Genomic DNA, 25596 nt, shown 5'->3' with positions numbered 1-25596 from the left:
TAGTGCTGCGCGAAACGGAAACAAGCTCCGGGACCATGTCTTGCCTCATCACAGCGACAGCCGCATCCTGCCCTATTCCGCCGACCAGATGTATGGGCTGGTCGCCGATATCGAAAGCTATCCGCAGTTCCTGCCCTGGAACAGCGCCGCGCGCATCCGGTCCCGCCAGATGCGTCCCGATGGCAGTGAGCTGGTCGAGGCCGACCTGGTCATCAGCTTCAAGGTCTTTCGTGAACGTTTCGGCAGCCGCGTCACCCTGTGGGCAGACGAAAGGCGCATCGACACCGAATATCTGGACGGACCGTTCAAATACCTGAAAAGTGGCTGGACCTTTGTCGATCAGCCCGAAGGCGGCAGCCTGGTCGAGTTCTTCGTCGATTTCGAATTCCGCAATGCTATCCTGGGCAAGGTCATCGGGGTGGTCTTTCACGAAGCTATGGTCCGTATCGTCCGCGCGTTCGAAGAGCGCGCCAAGGAATTGTATGGCGCTGCCTGACGCGCGCCCTCCCACACCTCGTATTCCCGCGCCAGCGCCGCGCGGGCCCAGACTTCGGCCTTGGGGTCAAGATCCGTGGCTGCCTCGGGCGAGACATTGCTGCGGCCCAGACTGATCGGCACACCGATCCGCTGGGACAGGAACCGGACCAGCTCGGGCAGCGCCTCATAGCGGTAAAGGTGCTGGATGCTGATCCGACCCGTCGCATCCAGCAGGAAATCAGATTGCCGCCCCAGACGGGCATGGGCCGGACGCTCGCCCTCGCTCAGGTAGTCGCGCAGGAACTGGTCGAAGCTGATCTGGGCAGTGCTGTTCGGGTGGCCGATCAGCGCATCCCGTGCGCGGTATCGATACCAGCTGCGCAGCCAGTCCAATGGCTCGCGGATGACGGCCACGCGGTCAAAGGACGGGTGGCCCAGCGGCGCCAGCAGCGGCCGGATCTGCTTGAGATATTGCCGGTGGTTGATGTGCTTGATCTCGGGCCGAGAGCGGAAGGAAATTTCGGCATGGGGCAGAAGCGCCTGTTCAAGCGCCGTCGTCCCGGTCTTGGGGACCGAAAGCAGGACAAGGCGCGGTTCGATAAAGATCAGCATGGGTATCCAACGGCAGTTTGCCGGTTGGCTTAGCGCGGCGGGAACAGGCGTTTCAACCTGCAATTGCGTTACCCGGAATTGCCTGCGGGCTACTTTTCTGTCGTTCCAGCGTGTATGCTGACTGGGTCGGAGGAGACGCCATGATCGAGCTGTTCTTCGTGACCTGCCTGATCGCAGACCCCCAGGTTTGTCACCCGCACAGCCTGTTGTTCGAGGAAAGGCACGGGCTTTTCACCTGCATGCAGCGCGGTCAAACCGAATTGGCGCGCTGGGTCGAAGGTCATCCGCGTGAGCGGGTGCGCGAGTGGAAGTGCCGATATGCGCACCCGGAAATGCGCGAGATCTGATCCCCTTTTGCACTGACCGCGGGCAAGCGGCCCCGAGCCTGCGCACTGGATCGGCAACAGATGGCGCGGCCTGGAGCCCCCGGATTGCGGATTTCCGCCGGATCGCAGCTGCTGGCATGATGAAATCAGGGGAGGGCGACTACAGCGGGGATTGACCCATGATCGAGCTGTTCTTCGTCACCTGCCTGACAGCAAGCCCGATGCAATGCCAGGATCGCAGCCTGCTTTTCACGCAGGACGTCGGGTTGATGACGTGCATGGTGCAGGGGCAAAGCCAATTGGCGGAATGGACGCGAAGCCATCCGCGCGAAACCATCCATCGGTGGGGCTGCCGTTCGCGCGGAAACCGGATCGCGGCCTGAATGGCCGCGACCGGCATTCGCCTTAGCGCCGTCCGGCTTCCAGCGCGTCCTCGAAAGTGCGCAGGCCGGTGGTCGGGGCCTGCACAAGGACGGCCATGTTGCCGGGCTTGTGCTGGTTGCGATACATCTTCAGATGTGCCGCCGGGATTTCGGCCCAAGGAAAGACCTCGGACATGCAGGGGTCAAGACGGCGTTCGAGCATCAGCATGTTGGCGGCGCTGGCCTGTTTCAGATGCGCGAAGTGGCTGCCTTGCAGGCGCTTCTGGTGCATCCACAGGTAACGCACGTCAAAGGTGCAGTTGAATCCGGTGGTGCCCGCGCAGATCACGACCATGCCGCCCTTCTTGCAGACGAAGGTCGAGACGGGAAAGGTTGCCTCGCCGGGATGCTCGAAGACGATGTCGACGTTCACGCCCTTGCCGGTGATGTCCCAGATCGCCTTGCCGAAGCGACGCACCTCGTTGAACCATTCCTTGTATTCGGGGGTGTTCACGGTCGGAAGCTGGCCCCAGCAACTGAACTCCTTGCGGTTGATGACGCCCTTGGCGCCCAGGCCCATGACGAAGTCCCGCTTGTCCTCTTCCGATATGACACCGATCGCATTGCCGCCGGCGGCATTGATCAGTTGGATCGCATAGGAACCAAGTCCGCCCGACGCACCCCAGACCAGCACGTTCATCCCCGGCTTCAGCTCATGCGGCTCATGCCCGAAAAGCATGCGATAGGCGGTGGCCAGCGTCAGCGTATAGCAGGCGGATTCTTCCCAGGTCAGGTGTTGGGGACGCTTCATCAATTGCTGCGCCTGCACACGGGTGAACTGCGCAAAGCTGCCATCCGGCGTCTCGTATCCCCAGATGCGCTGGGTCGGCGAATACATCGGATCGCCGCCGTTGCATTCCTCGTCATTGCCGTCGTCCTGGTTGCAGTGGATGACGACCTGATCGCCAACCTTCCAGTTCCGGACCCGATCTCCAACCGCCCAGACGATGCCGGACGCGTCCGAACCAGCGATGTGGTAATCCGCGCCATGTCCGTCGAAGGGGCTGATCGGAACGCCAAGCCCCGCCCAGATGCCGTTGTAATTGACGCCTGCCGCCATCACCAGAACCAGCACTTCGTTGCTGTCGATGCTGGGCGTGTCCACGACTTCGATCTGCATCGCCTTGTCGGGTTCGCCATGCCGCTCGCGCCGGATTGCCCAAGCATACATCTGCTTGGGCACATGTCCCAAGGGCGGCATCTCTCCGACCTCGTACAAGTCCTTCAGGGGCGCGTCATAGGGCGCGATGGAGTTCGGTGCATCAAGGGCCATCGGCATCTCCTGTCTTGCCGCAGTGCAGAATCGGCGTCTCACCCCCTGAGTAAAATCGCTCGCGCAACATTGCAATAAAATTCTGGCGTGAATGAGCAACAATATAACCCGGCCGATTCTGGCTGGTCAGCCGCTCATGACAGGAACCAGATAGCGCGCCAGGAAAGAGGCCAGATCTCCCAGCACCTTGTCGCCGCCAAAGGCTGCCGTGCCATGCCCCTCATCGGGCAAAAGCTGGAAGTCGATCGGTGTCAGCGGATCGACGCGGTGCCAGGCGGTGCGCAGGTGTTCGGCCTGATGGGCCGAGACGATATTGTCCCGGATCCCGTGGCGGATCATCAGCGGCGGCAGCCGCACACCCTCTGCCATCATGGCCAGCCTTCCGACGGGGCCCATCGCCGTCGCCTCTTTCCGGCGGTCGCCGACGGCATAACCGACCAGCAGCGATTCGACGCTTTGCGCAGAATCCGCGGGCGGGCGCGTGACCTTCAGGTCCAGCCGGGCCATGTCGGCGTCCATGCTGCCGAAATCCATCGGCCCGTAAAAATTCACCACTGCGGCCGGGGACCAGCCTGCCTGCACCATGCTGATCGCGGCCGAAACGGCCAGAAATGCCCCGGCCGAGCGACCGCCAAGCGCGATCCGGTCTGTTACCAGCCCCAGATCCTTGCCGTGCTTTTGCAGAAAGGCGGCCGCGCTCAGCACGTCATCCTGCTGCGCGGGCCAGCGCGACTGGCTGGACAGGCGGTAATTCATGCGGACCACCGCGATTCCACGATCCAGCACCTGCCGAGGCACCCGCAGGTCGCGCTTGTCGCCGGTCAGAAAGCCGCCGCCGTGGATATCCAGGATCGCGGGAAAGGGGCCGGGCCCCTCGGGGCGATAGATGTCCAGCATGTTGCGGGGCGAATGGTCGGAATAGGCCAGTTCCATGATCCCGGACGGGGTCTTCGGACTGGCAAGCGCCGGCGCGGCGAGCGTCGCGGCCAGCGAGGCAAGGACGGTTCGGCGGGTGATCATTCGGCCCCTCGGTCGGTGTTCTGAGTTTGGACGCTAACATCCCTTTCCCCGCAGTCCAAACATACAAATGAACATCCGGGCGAAGGAGTGGAATAAATGTGTTCCCACCGCCCCGGTCCCTTGCTTGGCGGGCGGAGCAAGTGGTGAAGCTCTCTGCGCTGCGGCGAATTGACCGGGCACGATTGTTACGATATCAACGCAGGTGCAGAAATAATATTGCGGGATGGATGATGACGGAACGCGCGCCCATCAAGGACAAGCCCTGGCTTTTCCGCACCTATGCCGGCCATTCGACGGCGGCCCGGTCGAACGCCCTGTATCGCATGAACCTTGCGCGGGGGCAGACCGGGCTGTCCGTCGCCTTCGACCTGCCGACGCAGACCGGCTATGACAGCGACCATGTCCTGGCACGGGGCGAAGTCGGCAAGGTTGGTGTCCCGATCGGCCATCTTGGCGACATGCGCGCGCTGTTCGACCAGATCCCGCTGGAACAGATGAACACCTCGATGACCATCAACGCGACCGCGCCATGGCTGCTGTCGCTTTACATCGCGGTGGCAGAAGAGCAGGGCGCCGACGTTTCCGCGCTTCAGGGCACGGTGCAGAACGACATCATCAAGGAATACCTGTCGCGCGGCACCTATATCTGCCCGCCGGCGCCCAGCCTGCGCATGATCACCGATGTCGCGGCCCACACCGCTCGGCACATGCCAAAATGGAACCCGATGAACGTCTGCTCGTACCACCTGCAAGAGGCGGGGGCGACGCCCGAACAGGAACTTGCCTATGCGCTGGCGACGGCTATCGCCGTTCTCGACGATCTGCGGGGCAAGGTCGAGGCGCGGGATTTCCCGGCAATGGTCGGGCGCATTTCGTTCTTCGTGAATGCCGGCATTCGCTTTGTGACCGAGCTTTGCAAGATGCGCGCCTTCACCGAATTGTGGGACGAACTTTGCCGCGAGCGCTATGGAATCGAGGATGAACGGTTCCGCCGCTTTCGCTATGGCGTGCAGGTGAACAGCCTTGGCCTGACCGAGCAGCAGCCCGAAAACAACGTCTACCGGATCCTGCTTGAGACGCTGGCGGTCACGCTGTCCAAGAATGCGCGCGCCCGCGCGGTTCAGCTTCCCGCCTGGAACGAGGCGCTGGGCCTGCCCCGACCCTGGGATCAGCAATGGTCGCTGCGGATGCAGCAGATCCTGGCTTATGAAACCGACCTGCTGGAATATGGTGACCTGTTCGACGGAAACCCCGTCATCGCCGCCCGGGTCGCAGAGTTGAAGACCGGTGCCAGGGCCGAACTTGCGCTTCTGGATGGCATGGGCGGGGCGATCGCGTCCATCGATTACATGAAGTCGCGACTGGTCGAGTCAAATGCCGAGCGCCTGAACCGGATCGAGGCGGCCGAGACCGTCGTGGTCGGCGTGAACCGCTGGCAGCAGGGTGAACCCTCACCCCTGACCGCGGGCGAAGGCGGGATCCTTGTCGTCGATCCCGCGGATGAACAGGACCAGATCGCGCGGCTTCTGGCCTGGCGCGAGGCCCGCGATGACGCGGCCGCCCTTGCCGCCCTTGCCGCGCTGCGCGTGGCCGCGCAGGGGGGCGCGAATATCATGCCACCCAGCATCGCGGCGGCACGTGCCGGTGTAACGACAGGCGAATGGGCGTCGGTGATGCGCGAGGTCTATGGCGAGTATCGCGGCCCGACCGGCGTCTCTGCCAGCCCGTCGAACCGGACGCAGGGGCTTGAGCCGATCCGCGAGGCGGTGGACCAGGTCAGCCGGCGGCTGGGGCGGAGGCTGAAGTTTCTGGTCGGCAAGCCGGGGCTGGACGGCCATTCGAACGGTGCCGAGCAGATCGCCTTTCGCGCGCGTGATTGCGGTATGGACATCACCTATGAAGGTATCCGCCTGACCCCCGAGCAGATTGTCGCGCGGGCCGCGCAGGATGATGCGCATGTCGTCGGCCTGTCCATCCTGTCAGGCAGTCACCTTCCGTTGATCGACGAGGTCATGGCGCGGATGCGCGGGGCGGGCCTTTCCCATATCCCCGTGATCGTCGGTGGCATCATCCCCGAAGAGGATGCCGAGCGGCTGGAAGAGATGGGCGTCGCCCGCGTCTATACCCCCAAGGATTTCGAGCTGAATCGCATCATGATGGATATCGTGGCACTCGCCGGGCCCGACGAGGTCGCTGCCTGAGCTTGTGGCGCGCGTTGCAGGGGTATTTGTAGAAACGGTGAATTCTGGTGCGCGGCGTCCGTCTTCACCGTTTTCCAAATACCCATCTTGCCAAGTCCGCGATCAGTCCTTGAGAAGCAGGAGCAGCGCGGCGACGGTTGCGATCACGCCGGGCAGGATCATCATGCCGGGGACGGTGTGGGTCAACATCGCCTCCAGCAGGATGACCCAGACCGGGGTCAGGTAGGTATAGGCCATGACCTTGGCGGAAGGCAGGCGCATGGTCGCGTATTGCACAAGCGCGGTGGTCATGGCGCTTGCGAAAATCGCGACGTAGAAAAGTGTGATCCAGACGATCGCGGGCAGGCTGGTCCAGTCGGTGTGGATAATCGCCTGCCAGCCCCAGACGGCCAGGATGATCGCGCCTGCGACCAGCGTCGCGAAGGTCGAGGCCAGCGGGTTCTCGCCCCGGTTCAAGCGCCGCACCATGGGCGTGTAAAGGGCATGGGCGGCGCATCCGACCAGATAGATCGCCTCTCCCCGACCGAATTCCAGCCGCATCAATGCGGCGGCATCGCCGCGGAAGATGACCCACAGCGACCCGGCCGCGCCAAGCGCCAGTGCCATTGCCAGGCGCGAGGTCATGCGCTGGCGCATCAGCATCCAGCCAAAGGCTGCCGCCATCACCGGGGTCAGGGTAAAGACCGCCGCGGCCGAGACGGGCAGGGCGGTTTTCAGACCCTCGAACATCAGCACGAAATAGGCGGCGAAAAGTCCGCCCAGGATCAGGTAGCGCCAGGGCGCGCGAAACGCCTCGCGCGGAAGGCCCGGGCCCGCCGCCAGCGCAAAGCCGCCGACCGCCGCCGCCGCGATGACGAAGCGCGCGGCCGATATGGCCGCCGGGTCGATCAGGTTTGCGGCCCGCGCCCCAAGCGAGAAGGATCCGGCAATCAGCAGGGAAAACACCAGCATGGCAGCATGGCCGCGCAGCGATTCCCGCCGCTCATGCGGCACCGCGATCGTATCGGCCATGGATTCTTCCCCTTGTGTTCAGGCGGGCAGAGCATCGACATCTGCTGCCGGGATACAAGCCCCCTTGGGCGACCACGCTAGCCGGTCTCGCGCAGGGCGCGCAGGACCGCCTGGACCTTCGGGGAACGGTGCAGATCGACATGGCTGACCAGCCAAAGCTGCGATTCCCATTCCGGCAGCGACATGACAGCGATCATCTCGCCCGCGTCGGCAGGCAAAAGCCAACCCAGACCCAGACCGGCGCGGATCGCCTCAAGCCGGGCGCTGCTGTCATTGCTGGCCATGACGACGCTGGCCTGGGGCAGCTGTTCGGCCAACCAGCGCATATGCGGTGCGGGCCGCGACTCCGCGCCGGGCAGGACGAAGCGATGTGTGCTCAGATCCTCGACCGGGCCATGCTGGCGCAGGTAGTCGGCCGATCCATAGAGTGTCTCGGGCACGCGGACCCAGGGGCTGACGACATAATCTGGTTCGACCGGCTTGGCGCCCGCGCGGATCGCGACATGCGCTTCGCCAGCATCCAGACGGAACAGTCGCGTGTCGGTGGTATAGTTCAACCGCAGTCCCGGATGCTGACGCAAAAGCGGGACCAGCCGCGGCATGACCAGTTCTGACAGCCCCATCAGGGATGTCACGGTGATCTCGCCCTCGATCCGGTCGCCGGTTCCTGTGATGCGTGCGGCCATCTGGGCAAAGCGCGCCTCGGCGGCCGAGGCGGCATCAAGCAGCAGCCGCCCGGCCTCGGTCAGGGAATAGCCGCGCGAGTGGCGCTGGAACAGCCGGGCGCCCAGCCGCGCCTCAAGCGCGTCGATACGGCGGATGACCGTCGCGTGATGTACATCCAGAAGATGTGCCGCACCGCTGACAGTACCGCAACGCGCGACCGCCAATGCGGCGCGGATATCGTCCCAGCTTTCCGTTTCCATTGTGCACCTGCGCACAGTCACTGCGCAAATATCGCCCTTTTGTTCATCTGCGCAAAGACCTAATTCAATCCCGAAACAGATTTAGCGGAGACCGCAGATGAACATCCTCCATATTGACAGCGCGATCACCGGCGATGCTTCGGTCTCGCGTCAACTGACGGCCGAGATCGTCGCCAAGCTGAAAGCCGAGCGCGCCGATGCCACCGTCACCTATCGTGACCTGGCCGAAGGCGTGCCCGCGATCGACAACGACTGGTTCCAGGCCGTCCGCCTGTCGCCGGAAAACCCGACGGCCGAGCAGCAGGCCCTGATCGACACCTCGAACGCGTATCTGGCCGAAGTGCAGGCCGCGGACGTGCTGGTGATCGGCCTGCCCATCTATAACTTCACGCTGACTGCGCAGTTGAAGAACTGGTTCGACCAGATCGCCCGTGCCGGTGTCAGCTTCCGCTATACCGCCGAAGGTCCGGAAGGCCTGCTGACGGGCAAGCGCGCCATCATCGCCTATGCGGCGGCGGGCACGCCCTTCGGTTCGGATGTGGACTTCGCTTCGGGCTATATCCGTCATATCCTGGGCTTCATCGGCATCACCGATGTCGAGTTCGTTCCGGCCGACCGTCTGGCCTTTGACCGCGAAGCCGGCCTTGCCCGTGCGCAGGAAGCGCTGGACAAGATCGCCGCCTGATTCCGTCATTTGCCGGAAAGAAACGGCCTTCGTTGACTCGGAGGCCGTTTTTTCGTATTTGATCGCCGAATTCCCGGAAGGACAGCCCTTCCGGTCCCCGCTGGGCGGGGATCGCCCCCCGTCAGCGCGTTGCGCCCACGGGGGCGTTACTGCTTATCATGTCCCGTTTCGCGGGGCGCACGGAAACCGACCTATGGAGGCCGCCGATGTTTGAAAACCTGTCCGACCGCCTTGGCGGCGTCTTCGACCGGCTGACCAAGCAGGGCGCGCTGTCCGAGGATGACGTCGCCGCCGCGATGCGCGAAGTGCGCGTCGCGCTGCTTGAAGCGGACGTGTCGCTGCCGGTGGCGCGCAGCTTCGTCAAGGCGGTGACCGGAAAGGCCACGGGCGCGGCGGTCACGAAATCGGTGACGCCCGGCCAGCAGGTCGTGAAGATCGTCCATGACGAGCTGATCAAGGTCCTGCAGGGCGAGGATGCGCCGGACGCATTGCGCATCGATAGCCCCCCGGCGCCGATCCTGATGGTCGGCCTGCAGGGTTCGGGCAAGACCACGACGACCGCGAAGCTGGCGAAACGCCTGAAGGACCGTGAGAAGAAGCGGGTGTTGATGGCCTCGCTTGACACCAACCGTCCCGCCGCGATGGAGCAGCTGGCCATCCTTGGCCAGCAGATCGGTGTCGACACCCTGCCGATCGTGCCGGGCGAAAACGCGGTCCAGATCGCCAAGCGCGCCAAGCAGCAGGCGACGCTGGGCGGCTATGACGTCTACATGCTTGATACCGCCGGCCGCCTGCATATCGATCAGGTCCTGATGGACGAGGTCCAAGCGGTTCGTGACGTGGCAAACCCGCGCGAAACCCTGCTGGTCGTTGACGGCCTGACGGGTCAGGACGCCGTCAACGTCGCCACCGAATTCGACGGCAAGGTCGGCATTTCCGGCGTCGTCCTGACCCGGATGGATGGCGACGGTCGCGGCGGTGCGGCGCTGTCGATGCGGGCCGTGACCGGCAAGCCGATCCGTTTCGTCGGCCTTGGCGAAAAGATGGACGCGATCGAGGTCTTCGACGCGCATCGGATCGCGGGCCGCATCCTTGGCATGGGCGACATCGTCGCGCTGGTCGAGAAGGCGCAGGAAGTGCTGGAGGTCGAACAGGCCGAGCGCATGATGAAGCGCTTCCAGAAGGGTCTGTTCAACATGAACGACCTGAAGAACCAGCTTGAGCAGATGATGAAGATGGGCGGGATGCAGTCCATCATGGGCATGATGCCGGGCATGGGCAAGATGGCCAAGCAGGCCGAGGCCGCGGGTCTGGACGACAAGGCGCTGAAGCGTCAGGTCGCACTGATCAACTCGATGACCAAGAAAGAGCGGGCCAATCCCGACATGCTGCAGGCCAGCCGCAAAAGGCGGATCGCGGCCGGGGCGGGCATGGACGTGTCCGAGCTGAACAAGCTTCTGAAGATGCAGAAGCAGATGGCCGACACGATGAAGAAGCTGGGCAAGATGGGCAAGGGCGGCATGCTGAAGCAGGCCATGCGCGCGATGGCGGGCAAGGGCGGCGGGCTGCCCGACATGGCCAATGTCGATCCCGCGCAGATGGCCGAGGCGACCAAGATGCTGCAGGATTCCAAGGGCCTTGGCGGCCAACTTGGCGGTCTGAACCTGCCCGGCGGGCTTTCCGGGCTGTTCGGGAAGAAGTGATGCGCCACGGGATCGAAACCATGCATGTGGATGTTCCGGTGATCGAGACCGATCGCCTGATCCTGCGCGCGCCGCGGTTCACCGATCTTGAGGCAATCACCGCTTTCGGCCTGTCCGAGCGTTCCCATTTCGTGGGCGGACCGGTTCCCCCGTGGCAAAGCTGGTCGATCCTGACCGGCATGATCGGCCATTGGATCATCCGGGGCTACGGCTGGTGGATGATCGAAGACAAGGCGACGGGGCAGGTCGCTGGCCGGACTGGCATCGGCCACAACATCGACTGGCCCGAGCCGGAACTCGGCTGGCATCTCTATGATGGTTTCGAGGGCAAGGGCATCGCCTACGAAGCCGCGCTTGCCGCGCGCGAGCATGCCTATGGCGCAATGGGTCTTGGGCCGCTGATCTCGCTTATCGCGCATGGGAACCTGCGCTCGCGCCGTCTGGCCGAGCGGATGGGCGCCGCGCCGGAATCGGAAACCGTGATCCGCGGCACACCCTGCGTCGTGTTCCGTCATCCGATGGGAACCGCCTGAGCATGATCACGACACGCATCGCCAAGTGCACGCTGCGCACCCAGCCCGGAGACCTGAATGACTGACGCCATCGCCCGCGCCGCGAACCTTTTGAAAGAGCACCGCGCCAGCATCGACAGGCTGGACGCGATTCTTGTCTATACGCTGGCCGAGCGGTTCAAGCACACCCAATCCGTCGGCCGCCTCAAGGCCGAACACGACCTTCCTCCGTCCGATCCCGCGCGCGAGTCGCAGCAGATCGAGCGGTTGGAACGCCTCGCGCGCGAGGCCGATCTCGACCCGGAATTCGCGCGCAAATTCCTGAACTTCGTGATTGCCGAAGTGATCCGGCACCACGAAACCTTTCAATCCTGACGCGGGGTTTCCCCGCAATCCCGCCATTTCAAAGGAGAAATCTCAATGGCTATGAAGATCCGCCTGGCCCGTGGTGGCTCGAAGAAACGTCCGCACTACGCCATCGTCGCGACCGACTCGCGCATGCCGCGTGATGGCCGCTTCCTTGAGAAGCTGGGCACCTATAACCCGCTGCTCGCCAAGGACTCGGAAGACCGCATCAAGATGGATGTCGAGCGCGTCCAGTACTGGCTGTCGCAAGGCGCCCAGCCGACCGACCGCGTCGCCCGCTTCCTGGAAGCTGCCGGCGTGAAAGAGAAAGCCGAGCGCAAGAACCTGAAAAAAGGCGAGCCGGGCAAGGCCGCGAAAGAGCGCGCCGAGAAGAAGGCCGCGCGCGCCGCTGCCCCCGCCGAAGAAGCCGCTTCGGAATAATCCGATGACCGAGCGGATCTGTGTCGGCGCGATCGCGGGCGCCTTTGGCGTCCGGGGTGAGGTGCGGCTGAAAAGCTTCACCTCGGAGCCCAACGATATCGCCGCCTATGGTCCGCTCTGGTCCGAGGATGGCAAGCGCTCGTTCACCGTGCGGCTGACGCGGCCGGTGACGGGCGGGCTTGGCGCCCGGCTTTCGGGCGTCGAGACACGTGACGATGCCGAGGCATTGAAGGGCGTCACCCTTTGGGCCGACCGCGAAAAGCTGCCGGCTTTGCCGGATGACGAATTCTATCACACCGACCTGATCGGCCTGAGCGTCTATGACGCGGGTGGCGTCCTGATCGGCAAGGTCCGCGCGGTCTATGACCACGGCGCGGGCGACATCCTTGAAATCTTTGGTCCGGGTCGGAACCAGGCGTTGCTTCTGCCCTTTACCCGCGCCTTTGTGCCGACCGTGGACATCGCGGCCGGTCGCCTCATCGCCGATCCGCCCGAAGAGGAGCAGGACGAATGATGTATCGTGCCCTGTTCGTCCTGGCCGTGCTTCTGATGCTGACCGGCCCCTTCCTGCAGGGGCTGAGTGGGGCCGAAAACCCGAACGCCTATGTCTTTGCACCGGTGATGCTGGCCGGGGTGATCCCGGCCCTTGCCGGGCGCAACCTTTCGCCCAGCCCGCGCGTGATGGTGCAGGGCATCCTGATCTGCGGCGCGATTGCGCTGGGGGCCTGGTATCTTGGCGGGTTGTTCCAGCCGAAGATCCTGCCCGCGAATGCGCCGGTCGGCAGCACCGTCGCAGGCGCGCTTCTGGCCGCCGCCGCCAACCTTCTGCGACTGCGCAAGGCATGAGCGAGCAACCCAAATCCTCGGGTTCGAAATCGCATGGCCGCCTGTCGATCCAGCCGAGCCTGCAACCGCGCGACCTGATGGCCGAACCACAGGTGCGCGGCGCCTGGACCGCGCAGATCGTGACGCTGTTCCCCGAGGCGTTCCCCGGCATTCTGGGCCTGTCCCTGACGGGGCGTGCGCTGGCCGAGGGGCTGTGGAACCTGCGCACCACCGACCTGCGCCCCTTTGGCATCGGCAAGCACCGCAATGTCGATGACACGCCCGCAGGCGGCGGCGCGGGGATGGTGATCCGCGCCGATGTGATGGACGCGGCGCTGCGCGAGGCAGGCGGGCAGCTTCCCGTCATCTATCTTTCGCCGCGCGGAAAGCCTTTTACCCAGGCCCGTGCGCGCGAGCTGGCGAACGGTCCCGGCATGACGCTGATCTGCGGCCGGTTCGAAGGCGTCGACCAGCGCGTGCTGGACGCGCACGGGGTCGAAGAGATCAGCATCGGGGACTATGTCCTGACCGGAGGAGAGCTTGCAGCTCAGGTCTTGATCGACGCGACGGTTCGCCTTATACCGCGCGTGCTGGGGAATCAGGACTCTCTGGCCGAGGAATCCTTTTCCGACGGCCTGCTTGAACATCCGCAGTATACGAAGCCCGCCCAGTGGGAAGGCCGCGCGATCCCGGATGTTCTTCTATCCGGCAATCACGCGGCTATTGCCACATGGCGACGCGACATGGCCGAAAGGCTGACCAAGGAACGCCGCCCCGACCTGTGGCGGGCATACGAGGAAACCCGTATGGACCCGACAAAGGACCGACAGCTCTCGGGCGCATCAGACCAATCGCGGACTTACCGCGAGCAACCAGAGGATCAAAAGCGATGAACCTGATCGCCCAACTCGAAGCCGAGCAGATCGCTGCGCTCGGCAAGGAAATTCCGGACTTCAAGGCCGGCGACACCGTTCGTGTCGGCTATAAAGTCACCGAAGGCACGCGTTCGCGCGTCCAGATGTACGAAGGCGTCGTGATCTCGCGCAAGGGCGGCGGCATCGGCGCGTCCTTCACCGTGCGCAAGATCTCGTTCGGCGAAGGCGTCGAGCGCGTCTTCCCGCTGTATTCGACCAACGTCGATTCGATCACCGTCGTCCGCCGTGGCCGCGTTCGTCGCGCCAAGCTGTACTACCTGCGTGATCGTCGCGGTAAATCGGCTCGTATCGCCGAGGTCACCAACTACAAGCCCAAAGCCGACGCCAAGGCCTGAGGAGACGCGCCATGAAAGCAGACATCCATCCCGACTACCACCTGATCGAAGTCAAGATGATCGATGGCACCATCTATGCCGTTCGCTCGACCTGGGGCAAGGAAGGCGACGTCATGTCGCTGGACATCGACCCGACCGTGCACCCGGCATGGACCGGCGGCTCGGCCAAACTGATGGACACCGGTGGTCGCGTGTCGAAGTTCAAAAACAAATACGCCGGTCTGGGCTTCTGATCCCTGCCGTCGCGCTGAATTGGAAACGCCGCCCTTTCGGGCGGCGTTTCTCTTTCCGGGCCGGGCTTTCGAAACGGTGGGCCTGTCCGAAAGCCGGAGGGAGGCGCCCGGAGTGACCGGTTGAAGGTCAGATCATGCCTGCGAAAAGCGGCGACCAGACCGGGGCATTGACCTGACCCGCGCCCAGCGGCCTGCCGGTCACGGGGCCACTGCCGGTGTCGATCATCACGCGCCCGTCGTGGTAACGGCGCAGCACCGGGCCCTGCACGCTTTGATGCGCGGAAAGCGCGATCGTGGCATAGCGTTGCAAGGGGGTGACGGCGCGGCCGACAGCGGCAAGTCTGAAGCGGATCATTGGCGGTTCCCCTTTTCGTCCATGCGTTCGATGAATGTGTCCCAGCGCGACGGGTCGCGATTGCGCATCAGTTCGCGCGAGGTTTCGACCGGCTCGCGCGAGATCAGGACCAGAGGGATCCCCGAGATCATGTGCGGCCGGCCCGAACAGCGATCGATCAGCGACACGGCATAGCTGGGCGAGGCGGGCACCGTCGCCCGGATCGCGCGATCGGCGAAAGCCGACAGATGGTTCAACATCGTCATCTTTGGCTCCTTTCGTGACACAGCCGCGCAGCGCATTTGCTGGCAAGGTTTATTACGACATAGATGATCGTCTTTTGCAAGAAAAACTCTACCGGCTTCGTCGTCTTTTAAAACGTCACGTTTCCAGCGTGTTGCCGATGCCCGATGCGCAGTATGCGCGGATTTCAGGTCGCCGCTGCTGTCGGGTTTCGTTCCCAGCCCACGCTTTTCAAGTCGGGATGCGCCTCCTATTCTCAGCCGCAGTGACGTGGTCTGGCAGGGGGATTCGTGGCGCATATCATCGTCGTCGGGAACGAAAAGGGCGGTTCGGGCAAATCCACCACCTCGATGCATGTCGCGACGGCGCTGGCGCGGATGGGGCACAGGGTCGGGGCACTGGACCTTGACGTGCGCCAGCGCAGCTTCGCCCGCTATCTTGAAAACCGCATCCATTTCCTGTCGCGCGAAGGGATGGACTTGCCGACGCCGATGCTGGGCCTGCTGGAACCCGAGATCCACGGCACCGATCCCTTGTCCCACGCCATCGCGGGACTTGAGACGGTCTGCGATTTCATCCTGCTTGACTGCCCCGGCTCGCACACCCGGCTAAGCCAGATGGCGCATTCGCTGGCCGATACGCTTATCACCCCGATGAATGACAGCTTCATCGATTTCGACCTGCTGGCGCGGATGTCGCCTGACGGAAAGGTTCTTGGCCCCTCGATCTATGCCGAGATGGTCTGGGGCGCGCGCCAGATGCGGGGCGAGGCGGGGGCGGGCCCCATCGACTGGCTGGTCCTGCGCAACCGACTGGGAACGCAGCAGATGCACAACAAGCGCAAGGTCGGCGGTGCCCTTGAAACCTTGTCGCGGCGAATCGGATTCCGGGTCGCGCCGGGCTTTTCCGAGCGGGTGATCTTTCGCGAACTGTTCCCGCGCGGATTGACGCTGCTGGACCTGAAGGACATCGGCACCGATCAGCTGAGCATGTCCAACATCGCCGCCCGGCAGGAGCTTCGCGACCTGTTCACGGAATTGCGGCTTCCCGGCGTTTCCGTATCGTTCTAAGTCCCCTTCGAACCATTGTTGCCGCGGCAGGTCATGCCTATCTCTGCGGCACGTGCCGGGAGGAAATTTCGACGATGTCAGCAAGTCGCAGGTGCATCGCCGCCCTTTGGGCCGGTCTTGGCATGGCCCTGTCGCTGGCGCAGCCCGTGCCGGCGCAAGAGGCCGATGCGGCGACCGTCGCCCAGGAGGTGCCGGTGGTCACCACCGCGCAGGCCGCCGTCGCCACGATCGAAGCGCGGGTGCCCGTCACGGGATCGCTGGTGGGACGAGAGCCGGTGCAGGTGCACGCCAACGTCGCCGGACACAAGATCCGCGAAGTGCTGGCCGAGGTCGGCGACACGGTGAAGGCGGGGGACGTGCTGGCCGTCCTGGATGACGAAACGCTGGCCGCGCAGCTTGCGCAGGCGGATGCCGAACATCAGCGCGCTGTGGCCGCTGTCAGCCAGGCGCAAAGCCAGATCGTCAGCGCGGAAGCAACAATGCGACAGGCCCAGCTTGCGCTGGATCGCACGCAAAGCCTGCGCAAAAGCGGCAGCGCCGCGCAGGCCGCGCTGGACGACGCGGTGGCGACCGAAGCCGCAGCCCGCGCGGCGACGGCTTCGGCGTCGGACGGGCTGGGTGTCGCGCAGGCACAATTGGCGCAGGCCGATGCCGCGCGCCATATCGCGCGGCTTGACCTTGACCGTTCGCGCGTCAAGGCGCCGGTTGATGGCGTGGTCGTCGGACGCACGGCCGAGATGGGGACGATTTCCGGCACGGGTGGTGACGCGCTTTTCACCATGATCGCGCGCGGGGAAATTGAACTTGCCGCCGACGTGATTGAAACCGCGCTGATGCAGATCAAGCAAGGTGATCCGGTCGAAGTCATGCTGGCCGGCATCGTCCCGGTCGAAGGCAAGGTCAGGCTGGTGCCCGCTGCTGTCGATCCCGTCACGCGACTGGGTCAGGCCCGCATCTCGCTTGCCTCCGATCCCCGCTTGCGCATCGGATTGTTCGCCAGCGGCTGGGTCATCACCGACCGCCGCCAGGCCATCACTGTGCCCACGACAGCCATTCTTGCCGATGATGAGGGCGAGCGTGTGCAGGTCGTGCGCGACGGCGTCGTCGAAACCCGCCCGGTCAAGGCCGGCATCGTCTGGCAGGGCCAGCGCGAGGTGGTCGAGGGGTTGGAGCCGGGGGAAGAAGTCATCGCCCGTGCCGGGGCCTTCTTCCGGGCTGGTGACCGGGTTCGTACCCGGCCCGCGCAGCAGGACGGCGACCTTGCCGAAGCCGCGCCATGAATTTCGCCACCTGGTCCATCCGCCGTCCGGTTCCACCGATTGCGGTCTTTCTGGTCCTGCTTCTGATCGGGCTTTACAGCTTCAGCAAGCTTGCCGTCACCGCGATGCCGAATATCGACCTGCCGCTGGTCAGCGTCACGGTCTCGCAGCCCGGCGCCGCTCCGTCGGAACTGACGCGGCAGGTAATCCAGCCGATCGAGGATTCGATCTCGTCCATCACCGGGGTGCGGCATATCAGCTCGACCGCGACCGACAGTTCGGCCGTCATCACCGTCGAGTTCGAGCTTGAGACGGATACCGACCGCGCGGTAAACGACGTCAAGGACGCGGTCTCGAACGTGCGATCGGACCTGCCCGACTCGATCCTTGAACCACTGGTCCAGCGCATCGACATCAGCGGCATGGCGATCCTGACCTATGCCGTCAGCGATCCCGGCAAGTCGATTGAGGAGCTGTCGAAATTCGTCGACGACGTTGTGGAACGCGACCTGTCGACTGTCAGGGGCGTCGCCAGCATCACGCGCATCGGTGGGGCCGAACGGCAGATCAACGTCGATCTGGACCCGGCGCGGATGCAGGCGTTCGGGCTGACGGCGGCCGAAATCTCGGACCAACTGCGGACCAAGAACATCGATCTTGGCGGCGGTCGGGGCAATCTGGGCGGGACCGAATACTCGATCCGCGCGCTGGGATCGGCCCCCGATGTCGCGCGACTGGCGGCGACCCCGATCCTGATCGGGCAGGGCCGGACGGTACGGCTGGACCAGCTGGGCAGCGTAACCGATGGTCCCAGCGAAGAACGAAAATTCGCGTTGCTGAACGGCCAGCCTGTCGTGGCCTTCGGCGTCTTTCGTGCCAGCGGTGAATCCGACCTTGTCGCGGGCGACGGCACCAAGGCACGCATCGCCGAGATCATGGCCCGCAATCCCGGCACCCGGATCGATCTGATCGACGACGCAACCACGCATACGGCGGCCAGCTATCACTCGGCCATGGACACGCTCTACGAGGGCGCGGCGCTTGCGGTGATCGTGGTCTTCCTGTTCCTGCGCAACTGGCGCGCCACGCTGATCGCGGCGGTGGCCCTGCCGCTGTCGATCATCCCGACATTCTTCGTCATGCATTTGCTGGGCTTCACGCTGAATGGGGTGAGCCTGCTGGCGATCACGCTGGTAACCGGCATCCTTGTCGACGACGCCATCGTCGAGATCGAGAACATCGTCCGACATATCAACATGGGCGTCCCCGCCTATGAGGCGAGCATGGAGGCCGCGAACGAGATCGGCCTGACCGTGATCGCGATCAGCTTCTCGATCGTCGCGGTCTTTGCGCCGGTCAGCTTCATGAGTGGCATTGCCGGTCAGTATTTCAAGCAGTTCGGGCTGACCGTGGCGGTATCGGTCCTGTTCTCGCTTCTTGTGGCGCGGCTGATTACGCCGATGCTGGCGGCCTATATCCTGCGCGACAATACCCATATCGCGGAAGGGCGCGACGGAGCGATGCTGCGTTTCCTGATGCGCATCCTGGGCTGGACCCTGCGGCATCGCGGGCTGACACTGCTGCTGGGGCTGGGGGTCTTTGCCGGCTCGATCTTTTCGGCGACGCTGCTGCCGACCGAGTTCGTGCCCGCGCAGGATGTCGGACGCAGCCAGGTTTCGGTGGAGTTGCCGCCAGGATCGACGATCGCGCAGACATCCGAAGCGACGCGGCGCATCTCGGAACGGATCATGCAGGAGCCAGAGGTCCGCTCGGTCTTCGTCAATGGCGGCGACGGGCAGGTGACCGATGCGCGCGTTCTGGTCAATTACGGCCCCAAGAAGGAACGCAAGCGTTCAAGCTTCGAGATCGAGGATGTGCTGAAGCGCGACTTGTCCGAGTTCCCCGACATGCGCCTGAACTTCCTGAACGAGGCGGGGACCAACGATTTCGAGATTTCGGTTCTGGGCACGACCGAACAGGGCGCGGCCGAGGCGGCGGAACGCCTGATGGCTGCGATGAAGGGCCTGCCGACACTTGAGGACGTGACCTCATCGGCGGCACTTCAGCGGCCCGAGATCCAGATCCATCCCCGCGATGCCGTCGCGGCCGAGCTTGGCGTGACCGCAAGCGCGCTGGCGACCACGCTGCGCATCGCAACATTGGGCGATACCGAGTCGAACCTTGCCAAGTTCAACACCGGCGAGGAGCAGATCCCGATCATGGTGCGCCTGAACGAAGGTGCGCGCCACGACCTGATGACCGTGCGTGACCTGCGCGTGCCCAGTTCTGCCGGGCAGGTTCCGCTGGAGGCGGTGGCCGACATAGCTATCTCGGCGGGTGCGACCGAGATCGGGCGCTATGATCGGCGCTATCGCACCACGGTCTCGGCCAACCTGGCCGAGGGCGCGCTGCTGGGTCCGGTCAACCAGCAAGTGGCCCAGTTGCAGCAGCAGATCGAATTGCCGCCGGGCACGGAGATCAATCCCTCGGGCGATGCCGAGATCATGGGCGAAGTCTTCGAGGCTTTCGCCGTCGCGATGGTGTCGGGCGTCATGCTGACCTATGTCGTGCTGGTGCTGCTGTTCCACAATTTCGTCACTCCGGTCTCGATCCTGATGTCGCTGCCGCTGGCCATCGGGGGCGCGATTCTGGCGCTGTTCCTGACCGGAAACTCGATCAGCATGGCGGTGGTGATCGGCTTCCTGATGCTGATGGGGATCGTGACCAAGAACGCGATCATGCTGATCGAATTCGCATTGTCCGCCATGGATCGCGGAACGCCGAAGCGTGCGGCCATTCTGGATGCGGTTCACAAGCGCGCGCGGCCGATCGTCATGACCACCATCGCGATGACCGCAGGCATGGTGCCCTCGGCCATGGGCACGGGAGAGGGTGCAGAGTTCAGCGCCCCCATGGCCATTGCCGTGATTGGCGGGCTGCTTCTGTCGACGCTGCTGTCCCTGTTGTTCGTGCCGTCGCTGTTCTCGGTGATCCACGGCGGTCAAAGCCGGATCGGGGGGTGGCTGGGGCGCCGGATCGGGCTCAACTCGGCACCGGACATGCCGGGCGAGTGACGCAGGACCGGGGCGCTGCCCCTGGACCTCTCGGGTATCTTGAAACAGTAAAGGGGCCCGCGAGGGCCCCTTGGTCGTCGTGGCGATCCGGGTCGGATCAGGCCAGCATGCCCATCGGGTTTTCCAGATGGCTGACGATCTTTTCCAGCAACTGGGCGCCCAATGCCCCGTCGATCACGCGATGGTCCACCGACAGCGTCATCGACATGACATTGCGGATGACGATTTCGCCATTCTCGACCACGGGGGTCTGGATGCCTGCGCCGACCGCCAGGATCGCGCCATGCGGCGGATTGATGACCGCGTCGAAATTCTCGATCCCGAACATGCCGAGGTTCGAGATGGCGAAGCTGCCACCCTGATATTCATGCGGGGCCAGCTTCTTCGACTTGGCGCGGCTGGCCAGGTCTTTCATCTCGGCCGAAAGAGTGGACAGCGTCTTTTGCTGCGCATCCTTGAGGACCGGGGTGAACAGGCCACCTTCGATCGCGACGGCGACGGCCACGTCCGAGGGCTTCAGCTTCAGGATGCGGTCGCCTGCCCAGACGGCATTGGCGTCGGGAACTTCCTGCAGCGCCAGGGCCGAGGCCTTGATGATGAAGTCGTTGACCGACAGCTTCACGCCCCGCGATTCCAGCTGCTTGTTCAGCAAGGCACGGAATTCCATCAGCGCGTCCAGCTTGGCCGAGCGGCGCAGATAGAAATGCGGGATGGTCTGCTTGGCTTCGCTGAGGCGTGCGGCGATGGTACGGCGCATGCCATCCAACTGAACCTCGGTCGTCTCGCGGTCGGCATACATCTTGAGGATGGTTTCCGCCGACGGGCCGGCAGGTGCGGTCGCAGCCGGAGCGGCAGCGGCGCGCGGAGCCTCGGCTGCGGGTTTCGCCGCGCCGGGCTTTGCCCCTTCCAGGTCTGCCTTGACGATCCGGCCGCGCGGGCCCGAACCGGTCAGGGTGGCCAGGTCGATGCCTTTCTCGGCGGCGATCCGGCGCGCAAGCGGCGAGGCGAAGATGCGGCCGCCATCCGCTGCCTTCGCGGCGGCGGGGGCAGGGGCGCTGGCGGCGGCAGGTGCCGGGGCCGCCTCGGCCTTGGGAGCTTCGGTCGTGGCCGCGGCTTTCGGGGCGGAGGCCGCACCGATGTCCGCCGCGGATTCGCCTTCTTCCAGCAGCACGGCGATGGGGGTGTTCACCTTGACCCCGGCGCTGCCCTCGGCGATCAGGATCTTGCCCACGCGACCTTCGTCAACGGCCTCGAACTCCATCGTGGCCTTGTCGGTTTCGATCTCGGCGATGACGTCGCCCGCTTTCACCTCGTCGCCTTCCTTCACCAGCCATTTGGCCAGCGTGCCTTCCTCCATGGTGGGGGAAAGCGCAGGCATCAGGATTTCTGTCGGCATCTCGCGTTTCCCTTAGCGGTAGGTGACTTTTTTCACCGCCTCGACCACCTCGGCCGTGGTGATGAGCGCGTGCTTTTCAAGATTCGCGGCATAGGGCATGGGCACGTCCTTGCCGGTGCAGTTGATGACCGGCGCATCGAGATAATCGAAGGCGTTTTCCATGACGTAGGCCGAGATGTGGTTGCCGATCGCGCCGACCGGGAAGCCTTCCTCGACGGTGACAAGACGGTTGGTCTTCTTCACCGATTCGATGATGGTGCCATAGTCAAGCGGGCGCAGGGTGCGCAGGTCGATCACCTCGGCGTCGATGCCTTCTGCGGCCAGTTTCTCGGCCGCGTCGAGCGCGTGGGTCATGCCGATGCCGAAGCTGACCAGCGTGACATCCTTACCTTCGCGGGCGATGCGCGCCTTGCCGAAGGGGATGGTGAAGTCTTCAAGGTCGGGAACCTCGAAGCTGCGGCCGTACATGATCTCGTTCTCAAGGAAGATGACCGGGTTCGGGTCGCGGATCGCCTGTTTGAGCAGGCCTTTCGCATCGGCCGCGGAATAGGGCATCACCACTTTCAGGCCGGGGATCTGCGCATACCATGCGGCATAGTCCTGGCTGTGCTGAGCGCCGACGCGGGCAGCGGCGCCGTTCGGGCCGCGGAACACGATCGAGCAGCCCATCTGGCCGCCGGACATGTAAAGCGTCTTCGCGGCCGAGTTGATGATATGGTCGATCGCCTGCATGGCAAAGTTGAACGTCATGAATTCGACGATCGGGCGCAGACCGGCCATGGCGGCGCCGGTGCCGATGCCGGCAAAGCCGATTTCCGAGATCGGGGTATCGACCACGCGGCGCGGACCGAACTTGTCCAGCAACCCCTGCGAGATCTTGTAGGCGCCCTGGTATTCCCCGACTTCCTCGCCCATCAGGAAGACGGTCTCGTCGCGGTTCATTTCCTCTTCCATGGCTTCGCGCAGGGCTTCCCGCACGGTCATGGTCTTCATCTTGGTGCCTTCCGGCCAGTCGGGCGAGCGGTCGGTTTTCGGCGCGGCGGGGACGCTTGCGGCGGCAGGAGCCTCGGCCTTGGCGGCGGCGAGCGCGGCTTCGGCCTTGGGCGCTTCGACCTTAATGTCGTCGGCGCTTTCGCCTTCGGCCACCAGCACGGCGATCGGGGTGTTGACCTTCACGCCCTGTTCGCCTTCTGCGATCAGGATCTTGCCCAGGATGCCTTCGTCGACGGCCTCGAACTCCATCGTGGCCTTGTCGGTCTCGATCTCGGCGATGATGTCACCGGCCTTGACCTCGTCGCCTTCCTTTTTCAGCCATTTCGCCAGCGTGCCTTCCTCCATGGTCGGCGACAGGGCGGGCATCAGAATCTCGGTTGCCATATGGTCTTCTCCCGCTCAGGCGTTCTGCTTGACCACGCCCTGGGGCAGGTCATCGGCATAGATATCGGTCCAGAGTTCCTCCAGCGCCGGCTCGGGGCTTTCCTTGGCGAACTCGGCGGATTCGTTGACGATATCCTTGATTTCCTTGTCGATCGCCTTCAGGTCTTCCTCGGTCGCGTGCTTTCCGGTCAGCAGCAGGTCGCGGACATGCTCGATGGCGTCGCGTTCGTCGCGCATCTTCTGGACTTCTTCGCGGGTCCTGTATTTCGCCGGGTCCGACATCGAGTGACCGCGATAGCGATAGGTCATGACCTCAAGGATATAGGGGCCCTTGCCCGCACGGCAGTGGGCGACGGCCTTTTCACCGGCAGCACGGACTGCCAGGACGTCCATGCCATCGACTTGCTCGCCCTGGATGCCGAACGCGGCGCCGCGGCCGAACAGCGTGGTCGAGCGGGTCGAGCGCTTGACCGAGGTGCCCATCGCATACTGGTTGTTCTCGATCACGAAAACGACCGGCAGGCTCCAGAGTTCGGCCATGTTGTAGGTTTCATAGACCTGGCCCTGGTTCGCCGCGCCGTCACCGAAATAGGTGAAGGTCACGTTGTCATTGCCCAGATACTTGTCGGCGAAAGCCAAGCCCGCACCCAGCGGCACCTGCGCTGCGACGATGCCGTGGCCGCCGTAGAAGTGCTTCTCGCGGCTGAACATGTGCATCGAGCCGCCCTTGCCCTTGGAGTAGCCCCCCTCGCGTCCGGTCAGCTCGGCCATGACGCCGTTCGCGCTCATGCCGCAGGCCAGCATGTGGCCGTGGTCGCGATAGGACGTGATGCGCTTGTCACCTTCCTTCGTCACGGACTCAAGGCCGACGACGACGGCTTCCTGGCCGATATACAGGTGGCAGAAGCCCCCGATCAGGCCCATGCCGTAAAGCTGGCCCGCCTTCTCCTCGAATCGGCGGATCAGCAGCATGTCGCGGTAGTATTTCAGCAGCTCGTCCTTGGAAACGTTGGACGCGCTCTCCGTAGCTGTGGGCTTTTTGACCATGGGTCCTCCTCGGCGCAGGAATAGTTCAGCGTTAAACTACTTCTAGGACGGAGTTCCGGGGAAAGTAAACCTGCGATCTGCCGCCACGCGGGTTCCGGCGCCAGACCGCGCCCGGTTGCCTGCCGGACGATCAGCGGATGATGATTTCTTCCGGTCGCAGATACCCCAGAACGTCCCGCGCCCGTTCGTCCAGCAGGTCGATATCCAGGTAATCGTCCGAAAGGCGATGGGTCAGGTTCCGCATCCGGTCGACATCCGCCTGAAGCCGGTCGCGCTGCGCGACAAGTTCGCGCGTGTCGGCCTTGATCTGTTCCCGCCTGAGGACCCCCGACGGCCCCTGAACCGCGGCAAAGGCGAAATAAGTGCCCATCAGGGCCATCACGACGAAAAAGACCAGGGCGCTGATCGAAAGGCGTTCGGACATCAAGGCGTTTCCTCGTTTTTCGGGATGATGCCACAGCATGCGGCGGGTGGGAATCCCAAAGGCGGGTCATTGACAGATCCTGCGCGCGGTCTTTCCATGGGGCATGCCCAGCGACCAGAGCCTTCGGGAAAGACCATGATTGCCCTCTTGCGACTGATCGGGCTGGTGCTTGTCATCGAACTGATCTTCTATGTCCTTCTTTCGATCTATATCCGCAGCACGAGGCGCGAGGCGCTTGAAAAGGAATGGGACAGGCGTCACCCGTCGGCGGCAGGGAACTCGGCCCCGCGGCGCGAGTTCGTCCGCCGTTCCATGGTCGGTTTCGGGAAGACCCTTCGCGCGCGACTGGTCGGATTGGTGCTGGTCCTTCCGCTGGTCGTGATCGTGATGATCGTGATCCTGGTGAACTATGACTGAAGGGGGCGCCGATGCGCTGGTTTCTGACTTTTCTGGGTGTGCTTTTCGGCGTCACCGTCTTTCTGTTCCTGGATTATTCACTGCCTTCCAAGCAGACGGTTCGGATCACCAATACCTATAACCGCCTGACCGAAATCGGGGCGAACTCGATCTTCTATGCCGCGGCAGATACCGGCACGATCCAGAACGCGCAGGGCCAGCGCGACGTGCGGTTCATCGATACGGTGCGCCCCAACGGCAAGCCCTATGTCTATCGCAACGAGGATACCGGCTGGATCTGGCCGCCCTATTTCAAATACGACAGTTCGAACCTGCACGCCAAGGCGACCGACCTGAAGTCAAGCTCGGCCGCGCCGGAATGGGTCAGCATCACCTCGTACGGGTGGCGGGTGTCGTGGCTGTCGATCTATCCCAACGCGATCGCGGTCCGACCGGTCGCGGGGCCGGACGTCAGGCCCTTCAACTGGCCCGCGGTCATCATCCTGCTGGTGATGGGGCTGTTCCTGTTCATGATCTGGCGGATGTGGAATCAGTTCCGCGAACGCAGCATCGATCCGGCCCTGCGTTCGGCGGATGAAACCTGGGACCGCATCGACGCGCGTGCTGACGCTGCGCGGGATCGCGCGGCGGGGCGGGTCGGGCGCTGGTGGCGCGGGCTGCGCGGCCGCTGACC

General features: G+C 64.0%; 30 protein-coding genes. 19 read left to right on the top strand and 11 right to left on the bottom strand.

From position 1 onward, the window contains the following. Positions 1 to 40 precede the first annotated feature (40 nt). Positions 41 to 496: a type II toxin-antitoxin system RatA family toxin gene (locus tag ACO2Q4_RS12340; RefSeq protein WP_311758798.1), complete on the top strand. Its 456-nt coding sequence runs from the start codon at positions 41 to 43 to the stop codon at positions 494 to 496. Here ACO2Q4_RS12340 and ACO2Q4_RS12335 read toward each other — a convergent pair. Next, positions 427 to 1089 (bottom strand): gamma-glutamyl kinase, encoded by a 663-nt coding sequence (locus ACO2Q4_RS12335; protein ID WP_423319562.1) that lies wholly within the window; start codon positions 1087 to 1089, stop codon positions 427 to 429. The two genes, ACO2Q4_RS12340 and ACO2Q4_RS12335, sit on opposite strands and share 70 nt — an antisense overlap. Before the next feature lie 140 nt (positions 1090 to 1229). On the opposite strand from ACO2Q4_RS12335, the gene ACO2Q4_RS12330 reads away from it, so the two are divergent. Next, positions 1230 to 1436 (top strand): hypothetical protein, encoded by a 207-nt coding sequence (locus tag ACO2Q4_RS12330; protein ID WP_423319560.1) that lies wholly within the window; start codon positions 1230 to 1232, stop codon positions 1434 to 1436. A 158-nt stretch (positions 1437 to 1594) separates the two neighbouring features. Continuing rightward, positions 1595 to 1798, top strand: coding sequence for a hypothetical protein (locus ACO2Q4_RS12325; RefSeq protein ID WP_423319558.1), 204 nt, complete (start codon positions 1595 to 1597; stop codon positions 1796 to 1798). Between the two features lie 22 nt (positions 1799 to 1820). Here ACO2Q4_RS12325 and ccrA read toward each other — a convergent pair whose 3' ends face one another. Together ccrA and ACO2Q4_RS12315 are read right to left on the bottom strand one after the other, a co-directional pair. Next, positions 1821 to 3110, bottom strand: coding sequence for a crotonyl-CoA carboxylase/reductase (gene ccrA / locus ACO2Q4_RS12320; protein WP_423319556.1), 1290 nt, complete (start codon positions 3108 to 3110; stop codon positions 1821 to 1823). A 126-nt stretch (positions 3111 to 3236) separates the two neighbouring features. Beyond that, positions 3237 to 4130: an alpha/beta hydrolase fold domain-containing protein gene (locus tag ACO2Q4_RS12315; RefSeq protein WP_423319554.1), complete on the bottom strand. Its 894-nt coding sequence runs from the start codon at positions 4128 to 4130 to the stop codon at positions 3237 to 3239. 230 nt (positions 4131 to 4360) lie between these two features. Here ACO2Q4_RS12315 and ACO2Q4_RS12310 point away from each other — a divergent pair, with 230 nt between their 5' ends. Next, positions 4361 to 6331 carry a protein meaA gene (locus ACO2Q4_RS12310; protein ID WP_423319552.1) on the top strand — a complete coding sequence of 657 codons (1971 nt, stop codon included), beginning with the start codon at positions 4361 to 4363 and terminating at the stop codon, positions 6329 to 6331. Between the two features lie 102 nt (positions 6332 to 6433). Here the strand turns inward: ACO2Q4_RS12310 and ACO2Q4_RS12305 are convergent, their stop codons facing one another. Both ACO2Q4_RS12305 and ACO2Q4_RS12300 read right to left on the bottom strand, forming a co-directional pair. Further along, the gene (locus tag ACO2Q4_RS12305) at positions 6434 to 7342 is read right to left on the bottom strand and encodes a DMT family transporter (protein WP_311758805.1); all 909 of its coding nucleotides are present in this window, start codon (positions 7340 to 7342) and stop codon (positions 6434 to 6436) included. A 77-nt stretch (positions 7343 to 7419) separates the two neighbouring features. After that, the gene (locus ACO2Q4_RS12300; RefSeq protein WP_311758806.1) at positions 7420 to 8268 is read right to left on the bottom strand and encodes a LysR family transcriptional regulator; all 849 of its coding nucleotides are present in this window, start codon (positions 8266 to 8268) and stop codon (positions 7420 to 7422) included. Between the two features lie 97 nt (positions 8269 to 8365). Between ACO2Q4_RS12300 and ACO2Q4_RS12295 the strand changes: the two genes are divergently transcribed. From ACO2Q4_RS12295 to rpmE, 10 genes are all read left to right on the top strand, one after another. After that, positions 8366 to 8953, top strand: a complete 588-nt coding sequence (locus ACO2Q4_RS12295) for an FMN-dependent NADH-azoreductase (protein ID WP_311758807.1) — start codon at positions 8366 to 8368, stop codon at positions 8951 to 8953. 206 nt (positions 8954 to 9159) lie between these two features. Then, entirely contained in the window at positions 9160 to 10656 is a 1497-nt protein-coding gene (gene ffh / locus ACO2Q4_RS12290; protein WP_311758808.1) for a signal recognition particle protein, read from the top strand. Then, positions 10656 to 11189 (top strand): GNAT family N-acetyltransferase, encoded by a 534-nt coding sequence (locus tag ACO2Q4_RS12285; RefSeq protein ID WP_395133679.1) that lies wholly within the window; start codon positions 10656 to 10658, stop codon positions 11187 to 11189. The genes ffh and ACO2Q4_RS12285 overlap by 1 nt, the downstream gene beginning before the upstream one ends. Positions 11190 to 11246: 57 nt before the next feature. Next, positions 11247 to 11543 (top strand): chorismate mutase, encoded by a 297-nt coding sequence (locus ACO2Q4_RS12280; protein WP_311758810.1) that lies wholly within the window; start codon positions 11247 to 11249, stop codon positions 11541 to 11543. Positions 11544 to 11588: 45 nt separating this feature from the next. Further along, the gene (rpsP, locus tag ACO2Q4_RS12275; RefSeq protein WP_311758811.1) at positions 11589 to 11954 is read left to right on the top strand and encodes a 30S ribosomal protein S16; all 366 of its coding nucleotides are present in this window, start codon (positions 11589 to 11591) and stop codon (positions 11952 to 11954) included. A 4-nt stretch (positions 11955 to 11958) separates the two neighbouring features. Next, the gene (gene rimM, locus ACO2Q4_RS12270; protein ID WP_311758812.1) at positions 11959 to 12468 is read left to right on the top strand and encodes a ribosome maturation factor RimM; all 510 of its coding nucleotides are present in this window, start codon (positions 11959 to 11961) and stop codon (positions 12466 to 12468) included. Then, positions 12465 to 12800, top strand: a complete 336-nt coding sequence (locus ACO2Q4_RS12265) for a hypothetical protein (protein ID WP_311758813.1) — start codon at positions 12465 to 12467, stop codon at positions 12798 to 12800. The genes rimM and ACO2Q4_RS12265 overlap by 4 nt, the downstream gene beginning before the upstream one ends. Next, positions 12797 to 13672: a tRNA (guanosine(37)-N1)-methyltransferase TrmD gene (trmD, locus tag ACO2Q4_RS12260; RefSeq protein WP_395133682.1), complete on the top strand. Its 876-nt coding sequence runs from the start codon at positions 12797 to 12799 to the stop codon at positions 13670 to 13672. Before ACO2Q4_RS12265 ends, trmD begins: the two co-directional genes overlap by 4 nt. Next, positions 13669 to 14049, top strand: a complete 381-nt coding sequence (gene rplS / locus ACO2Q4_RS12255; protein ID WP_311758815.1) for a 50S ribosomal protein L19 — start codon at positions 13669 to 13671, stop codon at positions 14047 to 14049. Before trmD ends, rplS begins: the two co-directional genes overlap by 4 nt. An 11-nt stretch (positions 14050 to 14060) precedes the next feature. Beyond that, a complete protein-coding gene (rpmE, locus tag ACO2Q4_RS12250; RefSeq protein WP_311758816.1) occupies positions 14061 to 14282 on the top strand; it encodes a 50S ribosomal protein L31 in 222 nt (73 codons plus the stop codon). Positions 14283 to 14409: 127 nt separating this feature from the next. Here rpmE and ACO2Q4_RS12245 read toward each other — a convergent pair whose 3' ends face one another. Both ACO2Q4_RS12245 and ACO2Q4_RS12240 read right to left on the bottom strand, forming a co-directional pair. Further along, a complete protein-coding gene (locus tag ACO2Q4_RS12245; protein WP_311758817.1) occupies positions 14410 to 14637 on the bottom strand; it encodes a hypothetical protein in 228 nt (75 codons plus the stop codon). Next, positions 14634 to 14882 carry a hypothetical protein gene (locus ACO2Q4_RS12240; protein WP_311758818.1) on the bottom strand — a complete coding sequence of 83 codons (249 nt, stop codon included), beginning with the start codon at positions 14880 to 14882 and terminating at the stop codon, positions 14634 to 14636. The genes ACO2Q4_RS12245 and ACO2Q4_RS12240 overlap by 4 nt, the downstream gene beginning before the upstream one ends. Positions 14883 to 15149: 267 nt before the next feature. Here ACO2Q4_RS12240 and ACO2Q4_RS12235 point away from each other — a divergent pair, with 267 nt between their 5' ends. The 3 genes from ACO2Q4_RS12235 (at position 15150) to ACO2Q4_RS12225 (ending at position 20262) form a co-directional block, all read left to right on the top strand. After that, positions 15150 to 15929, top strand: a complete 780-nt coding sequence (locus ACO2Q4_RS12235; protein ID WP_311758819.1) for a division plane positioning ATPase MipZ — start codon at positions 15150 to 15152, stop codon at positions 15927 to 15929. A 74-nt stretch (positions 15930 to 16003) separates the two neighbouring features. After that, positions 16004 to 17209, top strand: coding sequence for an efflux RND transporter periplasmic adaptor subunit (locus tag ACO2Q4_RS12230; protein ID WP_423319546.1), 1206 nt, complete (start codon positions 16004 to 16006; stop codon positions 17207 to 17209). Beyond that, complete coding sequence (locus tag ACO2Q4_RS12225; RefSeq protein WP_423319544.1) at positions 17206 to 20262, top strand: efflux RND transporter permease subunit; 3057 nt, start codon at positions 17206 to 17208, stop codon at positions 20260 to 20262. The genes ACO2Q4_RS12230 and ACO2Q4_RS12225 overlap by 4 nt, the downstream gene beginning before the upstream one ends. A gap of 97 nt (positions 20263 to 20359) precedes the next feature. Here the strand turns inward: ACO2Q4_RS12225 and ACO2Q4_RS12220 are convergent, their stop codons facing one another. From ACO2Q4_RS12220 to ACO2Q4_RS12205, 4 genes are all read right to left on the bottom strand, one after another. After that, a complete protein-coding gene (locus ACO2Q4_RS12220; protein ID WP_423319542.1) occupies positions 20360 to 21658 on the bottom strand; it encodes a pyruvate dehydrogenase complex dihydrolipoamide acetyltransferase in 1299 nt (432 codons plus the stop codon). A gap of 12 nt (positions 21659 to 21670) precedes the next feature. Next, a complete protein-coding gene (locus ACO2Q4_RS12215) occupies positions 21671 to 23035 on the bottom strand; it encodes a pyruvate dehydrogenase complex E1 component subunit beta (RefSeq protein WP_423319540.1) in 1365 nt (454 codons plus the stop codon). A gap of 15 nt (positions 23036 to 23050) precedes the next feature. Continuing rightward, on the bottom strand, positions 23051 to 24082 hold the full coding sequence (gene pdhA / locus ACO2Q4_RS12210; RefSeq protein ID WP_395133688.1) for a pyruvate dehydrogenase (acetyl-transferring) E1 component subunit alpha: 1032 nt from the start codon (positions 24080 to 24082) through the stop codon (positions 23051 to 23053). A 130-nt stretch (positions 24083 to 24212) separates the two neighbouring features. Then, positions 24213 to 24506: an FtsB family cell division protein gene (locus tag ACO2Q4_RS12205; RefSeq protein WP_311758825.1), complete on the bottom strand. Its 294-nt coding sequence runs from the start codon at positions 24504 to 24506 to the stop codon at positions 24213 to 24215. Positions 24507 to 24641: 135 nt separating this feature from the next. Between ACO2Q4_RS12205 and ACO2Q4_RS12200 the strand changes: the two genes are divergently transcribed. After that, complete coding sequence (locus ACO2Q4_RS12200) at positions 24642 to 24923, top strand: hypothetical protein (RefSeq protein ID WP_311758826.1); 282 nt, start codon at positions 24642 to 24644, stop codon at positions 24921 to 24923. A gap of 11 nt (positions 24924 to 24934) precedes the next feature. Beyond that, positions 24935 to 25594: a DUF1523 family protein gene (locus ACO2Q4_RS12195; protein ID WP_311758827.1), complete on the top strand. Its 660-nt coding sequence runs from the start codon at positions 24935 to 24937 to the stop codon at positions 25592 to 25594. Positions 25595 to 25596: the final 2 nt, after the last annotated feature.

This window comes from Paracoccus sp. KR1-242 (genome assembly GCF_049446195.1).
Classification (GTDB): domain Bacteria; phylum Pseudomonadota; class Alphaproteobacteria; order Rhodobacterales; family Rhodobacteraceae; genus Paracoccus; species Paracoccus broussonetiae.
The sequence above is the reverse complement of the archived record's forward strand: the minus strand, read 5'-3'. Positions and strand labels throughout refer to the sequence as shown.

What these genes read in the sequence shown, in the direction of transcription:
- ACO2Q4_RS12335 (WP_423319562.1), bottom strand. Translation starts at nt 1,089, where the DNA reads ATGCTGATCTTTATCGAACCGCGCCTTGTCCTGCTTTCGGTCCCCAAG.
- ACO2Q4_RS12330 (WP_423319560.1), top strand. Translation starts at nt 1,230, where the DNA reads ATGATCGAGCTGTTCTTCGTGACCTGCCTGATCGCAGACCCCCAGGTT.
- ACO2Q4_RS12325 (WP_423319558.1), top strand. Translation starts at nt 1,595, where the DNA reads ATGATCGAGCTGTTCTTCGTCACCTGCCTGACAGCAAGCCCGATGCAA.
- ccrA (WP_423319556.1), bottom strand. Translation starts at nt 3,110, where the DNA reads ATGGCCCTTGATGCACCGAACTCCATCGCGCCCTATGACGCGCCCCTG.
- ACO2Q4_RS12315 (WP_423319554.1), bottom strand. Translation starts at nt 4,130, where the DNA reads ATGATCACCCGCCGAACCGTCCTTGCCTCGCTGGCCGCGACGCTCGCC.
- ACO2Q4_RS12310 (WP_423319552.1), top strand. Translation starts at nt 4,361, where the DNA reads ATGACGGAACGCGCGCCCATCAAGGACAAGCCCTGGCTTTTCCGCACC.
- ACO2Q4_RS12305 (WP_311758805.1), bottom strand. Translation starts at nt 7,342, where the DNA reads ATGGCCGATACGATCGCGGTGCCGCATGAGCGGCGGGAATCGCTGCGC.
- ACO2Q4_RS12300 (WP_311758806.1), bottom strand. Translation starts at nt 8,268, where the DNA reads ATGGAAACGGAAAGCTGGGACGATATCCGCGCCGCATTGGCGGTCGCG.
- ACO2Q4_RS12295 (WP_311758807.1), top strand. Translation starts at nt 8,366, where the DNA reads ATGAACATCCTCCATATTGACAGCGCGATCACCGGCGATGCTTCGGTC.
- ffh (WP_311758808.1), top strand. Translation starts at nt 9,160, where the DNA reads ATGTTTGAAAACCTGTCCGACCGCCTTGGCGGCGTCTTCGACCGGCTG.
- ACO2Q4_RS12285 (WP_395133679.1), top strand. Translation starts at nt 10,656, where the DNA reads ATGCGCCACGGGATCGAAACCATGCATGTGGATGTTCCGGTGATCGAG.
- ACO2Q4_RS12280 (WP_311758810.1), top strand. Translation starts at nt 11,247, where the DNA reads ATGACTGACGCCATCGCCCGCGCCGCGAACCTTTTGAAAGAGCACCGC.
- rpsP (WP_311758811.1), top strand. Translation starts at nt 11,589, where the DNA reads ATGGCTATGAAGATCCGCCTGGCCCGTGGTGGCTCGAAGAAACGTCCG.
- rimM (WP_311758812.1), top strand. Translation starts at nt 11,959, where the DNA reads ATGACCGAGCGGATCTGTGTCGGCGCGATCGCGGGCGCCTTTGGCGTC.
- ACO2Q4_RS12265 (WP_311758813.1), top strand. Translation starts at nt 12,465, where the DNA reads ATGATGTATCGTGCCCTGTTCGTCCTGGCCGTGCTTCTGATGCTGACC.
- trmD (WP_395133682.1), top strand. Translation starts at nt 12,797, where the DNA reads ATGAGCGAGCAACCCAAATCCTCGGGTTCGAAATCGCATGGCCGCCTG.
- rplS (WP_311758815.1), top strand. Translation starts at nt 13,669, where the DNA reads ATGAACCTGATCGCCCAACTCGAAGCCGAGCAGATCGCTGCGCTCGGC.
- rpmE (WP_311758816.1), top strand. Translation starts at nt 14,061, where the DNA reads ATGAAAGCAGACATCCATCCCGACTACCACCTGATCGAAGTCAAGATG.
- ACO2Q4_RS12245 (WP_311758817.1), bottom strand. Translation starts at nt 14,637, where the DNA reads ATGATCCGCTTCAGACTTGCCGCTGTCGGCCGCGCCGTCACCCCCTTG.
- ACO2Q4_RS12240 (WP_311758818.1), bottom strand. Translation starts at nt 14,882, where the DNA reads ATGACGATGTTGAACCATCTGTCGGCTTTCGCCGATCGCGCGATCCGG.
- ACO2Q4_RS12230 (WP_423319546.1), top strand. Translation starts at nt 16,004, where the DNA reads ATGTCAGCAAGTCGCAGGTGCATCGCCGCCCTTTGGGCCGGTCTTGGC.
- ACO2Q4_RS12225 (WP_423319544.1), top strand. Translation starts at nt 17,206, where the DNA reads ATGAATTTCGCCACCTGGTCCATCCGCCGTCCGGTTCCACCGATTGCG.
- ACO2Q4_RS12220 (WP_423319542.1), bottom strand. Translation starts at nt 21,658, where the DNA reads ATGCCGACAGAAATCCTGATGCCTGCGCTTTCCCCCACCATGGAGGAA.
- ACO2Q4_RS12215 (WP_423319540.1), bottom strand. Translation starts at nt 23,035, where the DNA reads ATGGCAACCGAGATTCTGATGCCCGCCCTGTCGCCGACCATGGAGGAA.
- pdhA (WP_395133688.1), bottom strand. Translation starts at nt 24,082, where the DNA reads ATGGTCAAAAAGCCCACAGCTACGGAGAGCGCGTCCAACGTTTCCAAG.
- ACO2Q4_RS12205 (WP_311758825.1), bottom strand. Translation starts at nt 24,506, where the DNA reads ATGTCCGAACGCCTTTCGATCAGCGCCCTGGTCTTTTTCGTCGTGATG.
- ACO2Q4_RS12200 (WP_311758826.1), top strand. Translation starts at nt 24,642, where the DNA reads ATGATTGCCCTCTTGCGACTGATCGGGCTGGTGCTTGTCATCGAACTG.
- ACO2Q4_RS12195 (WP_311758827.1), top strand. Translation starts at nt 24,935, where the DNA reads ATGCGCTGGTTTCTGACTTTTCTGGGTGTGCTTTTCGGCGTCACCGTC.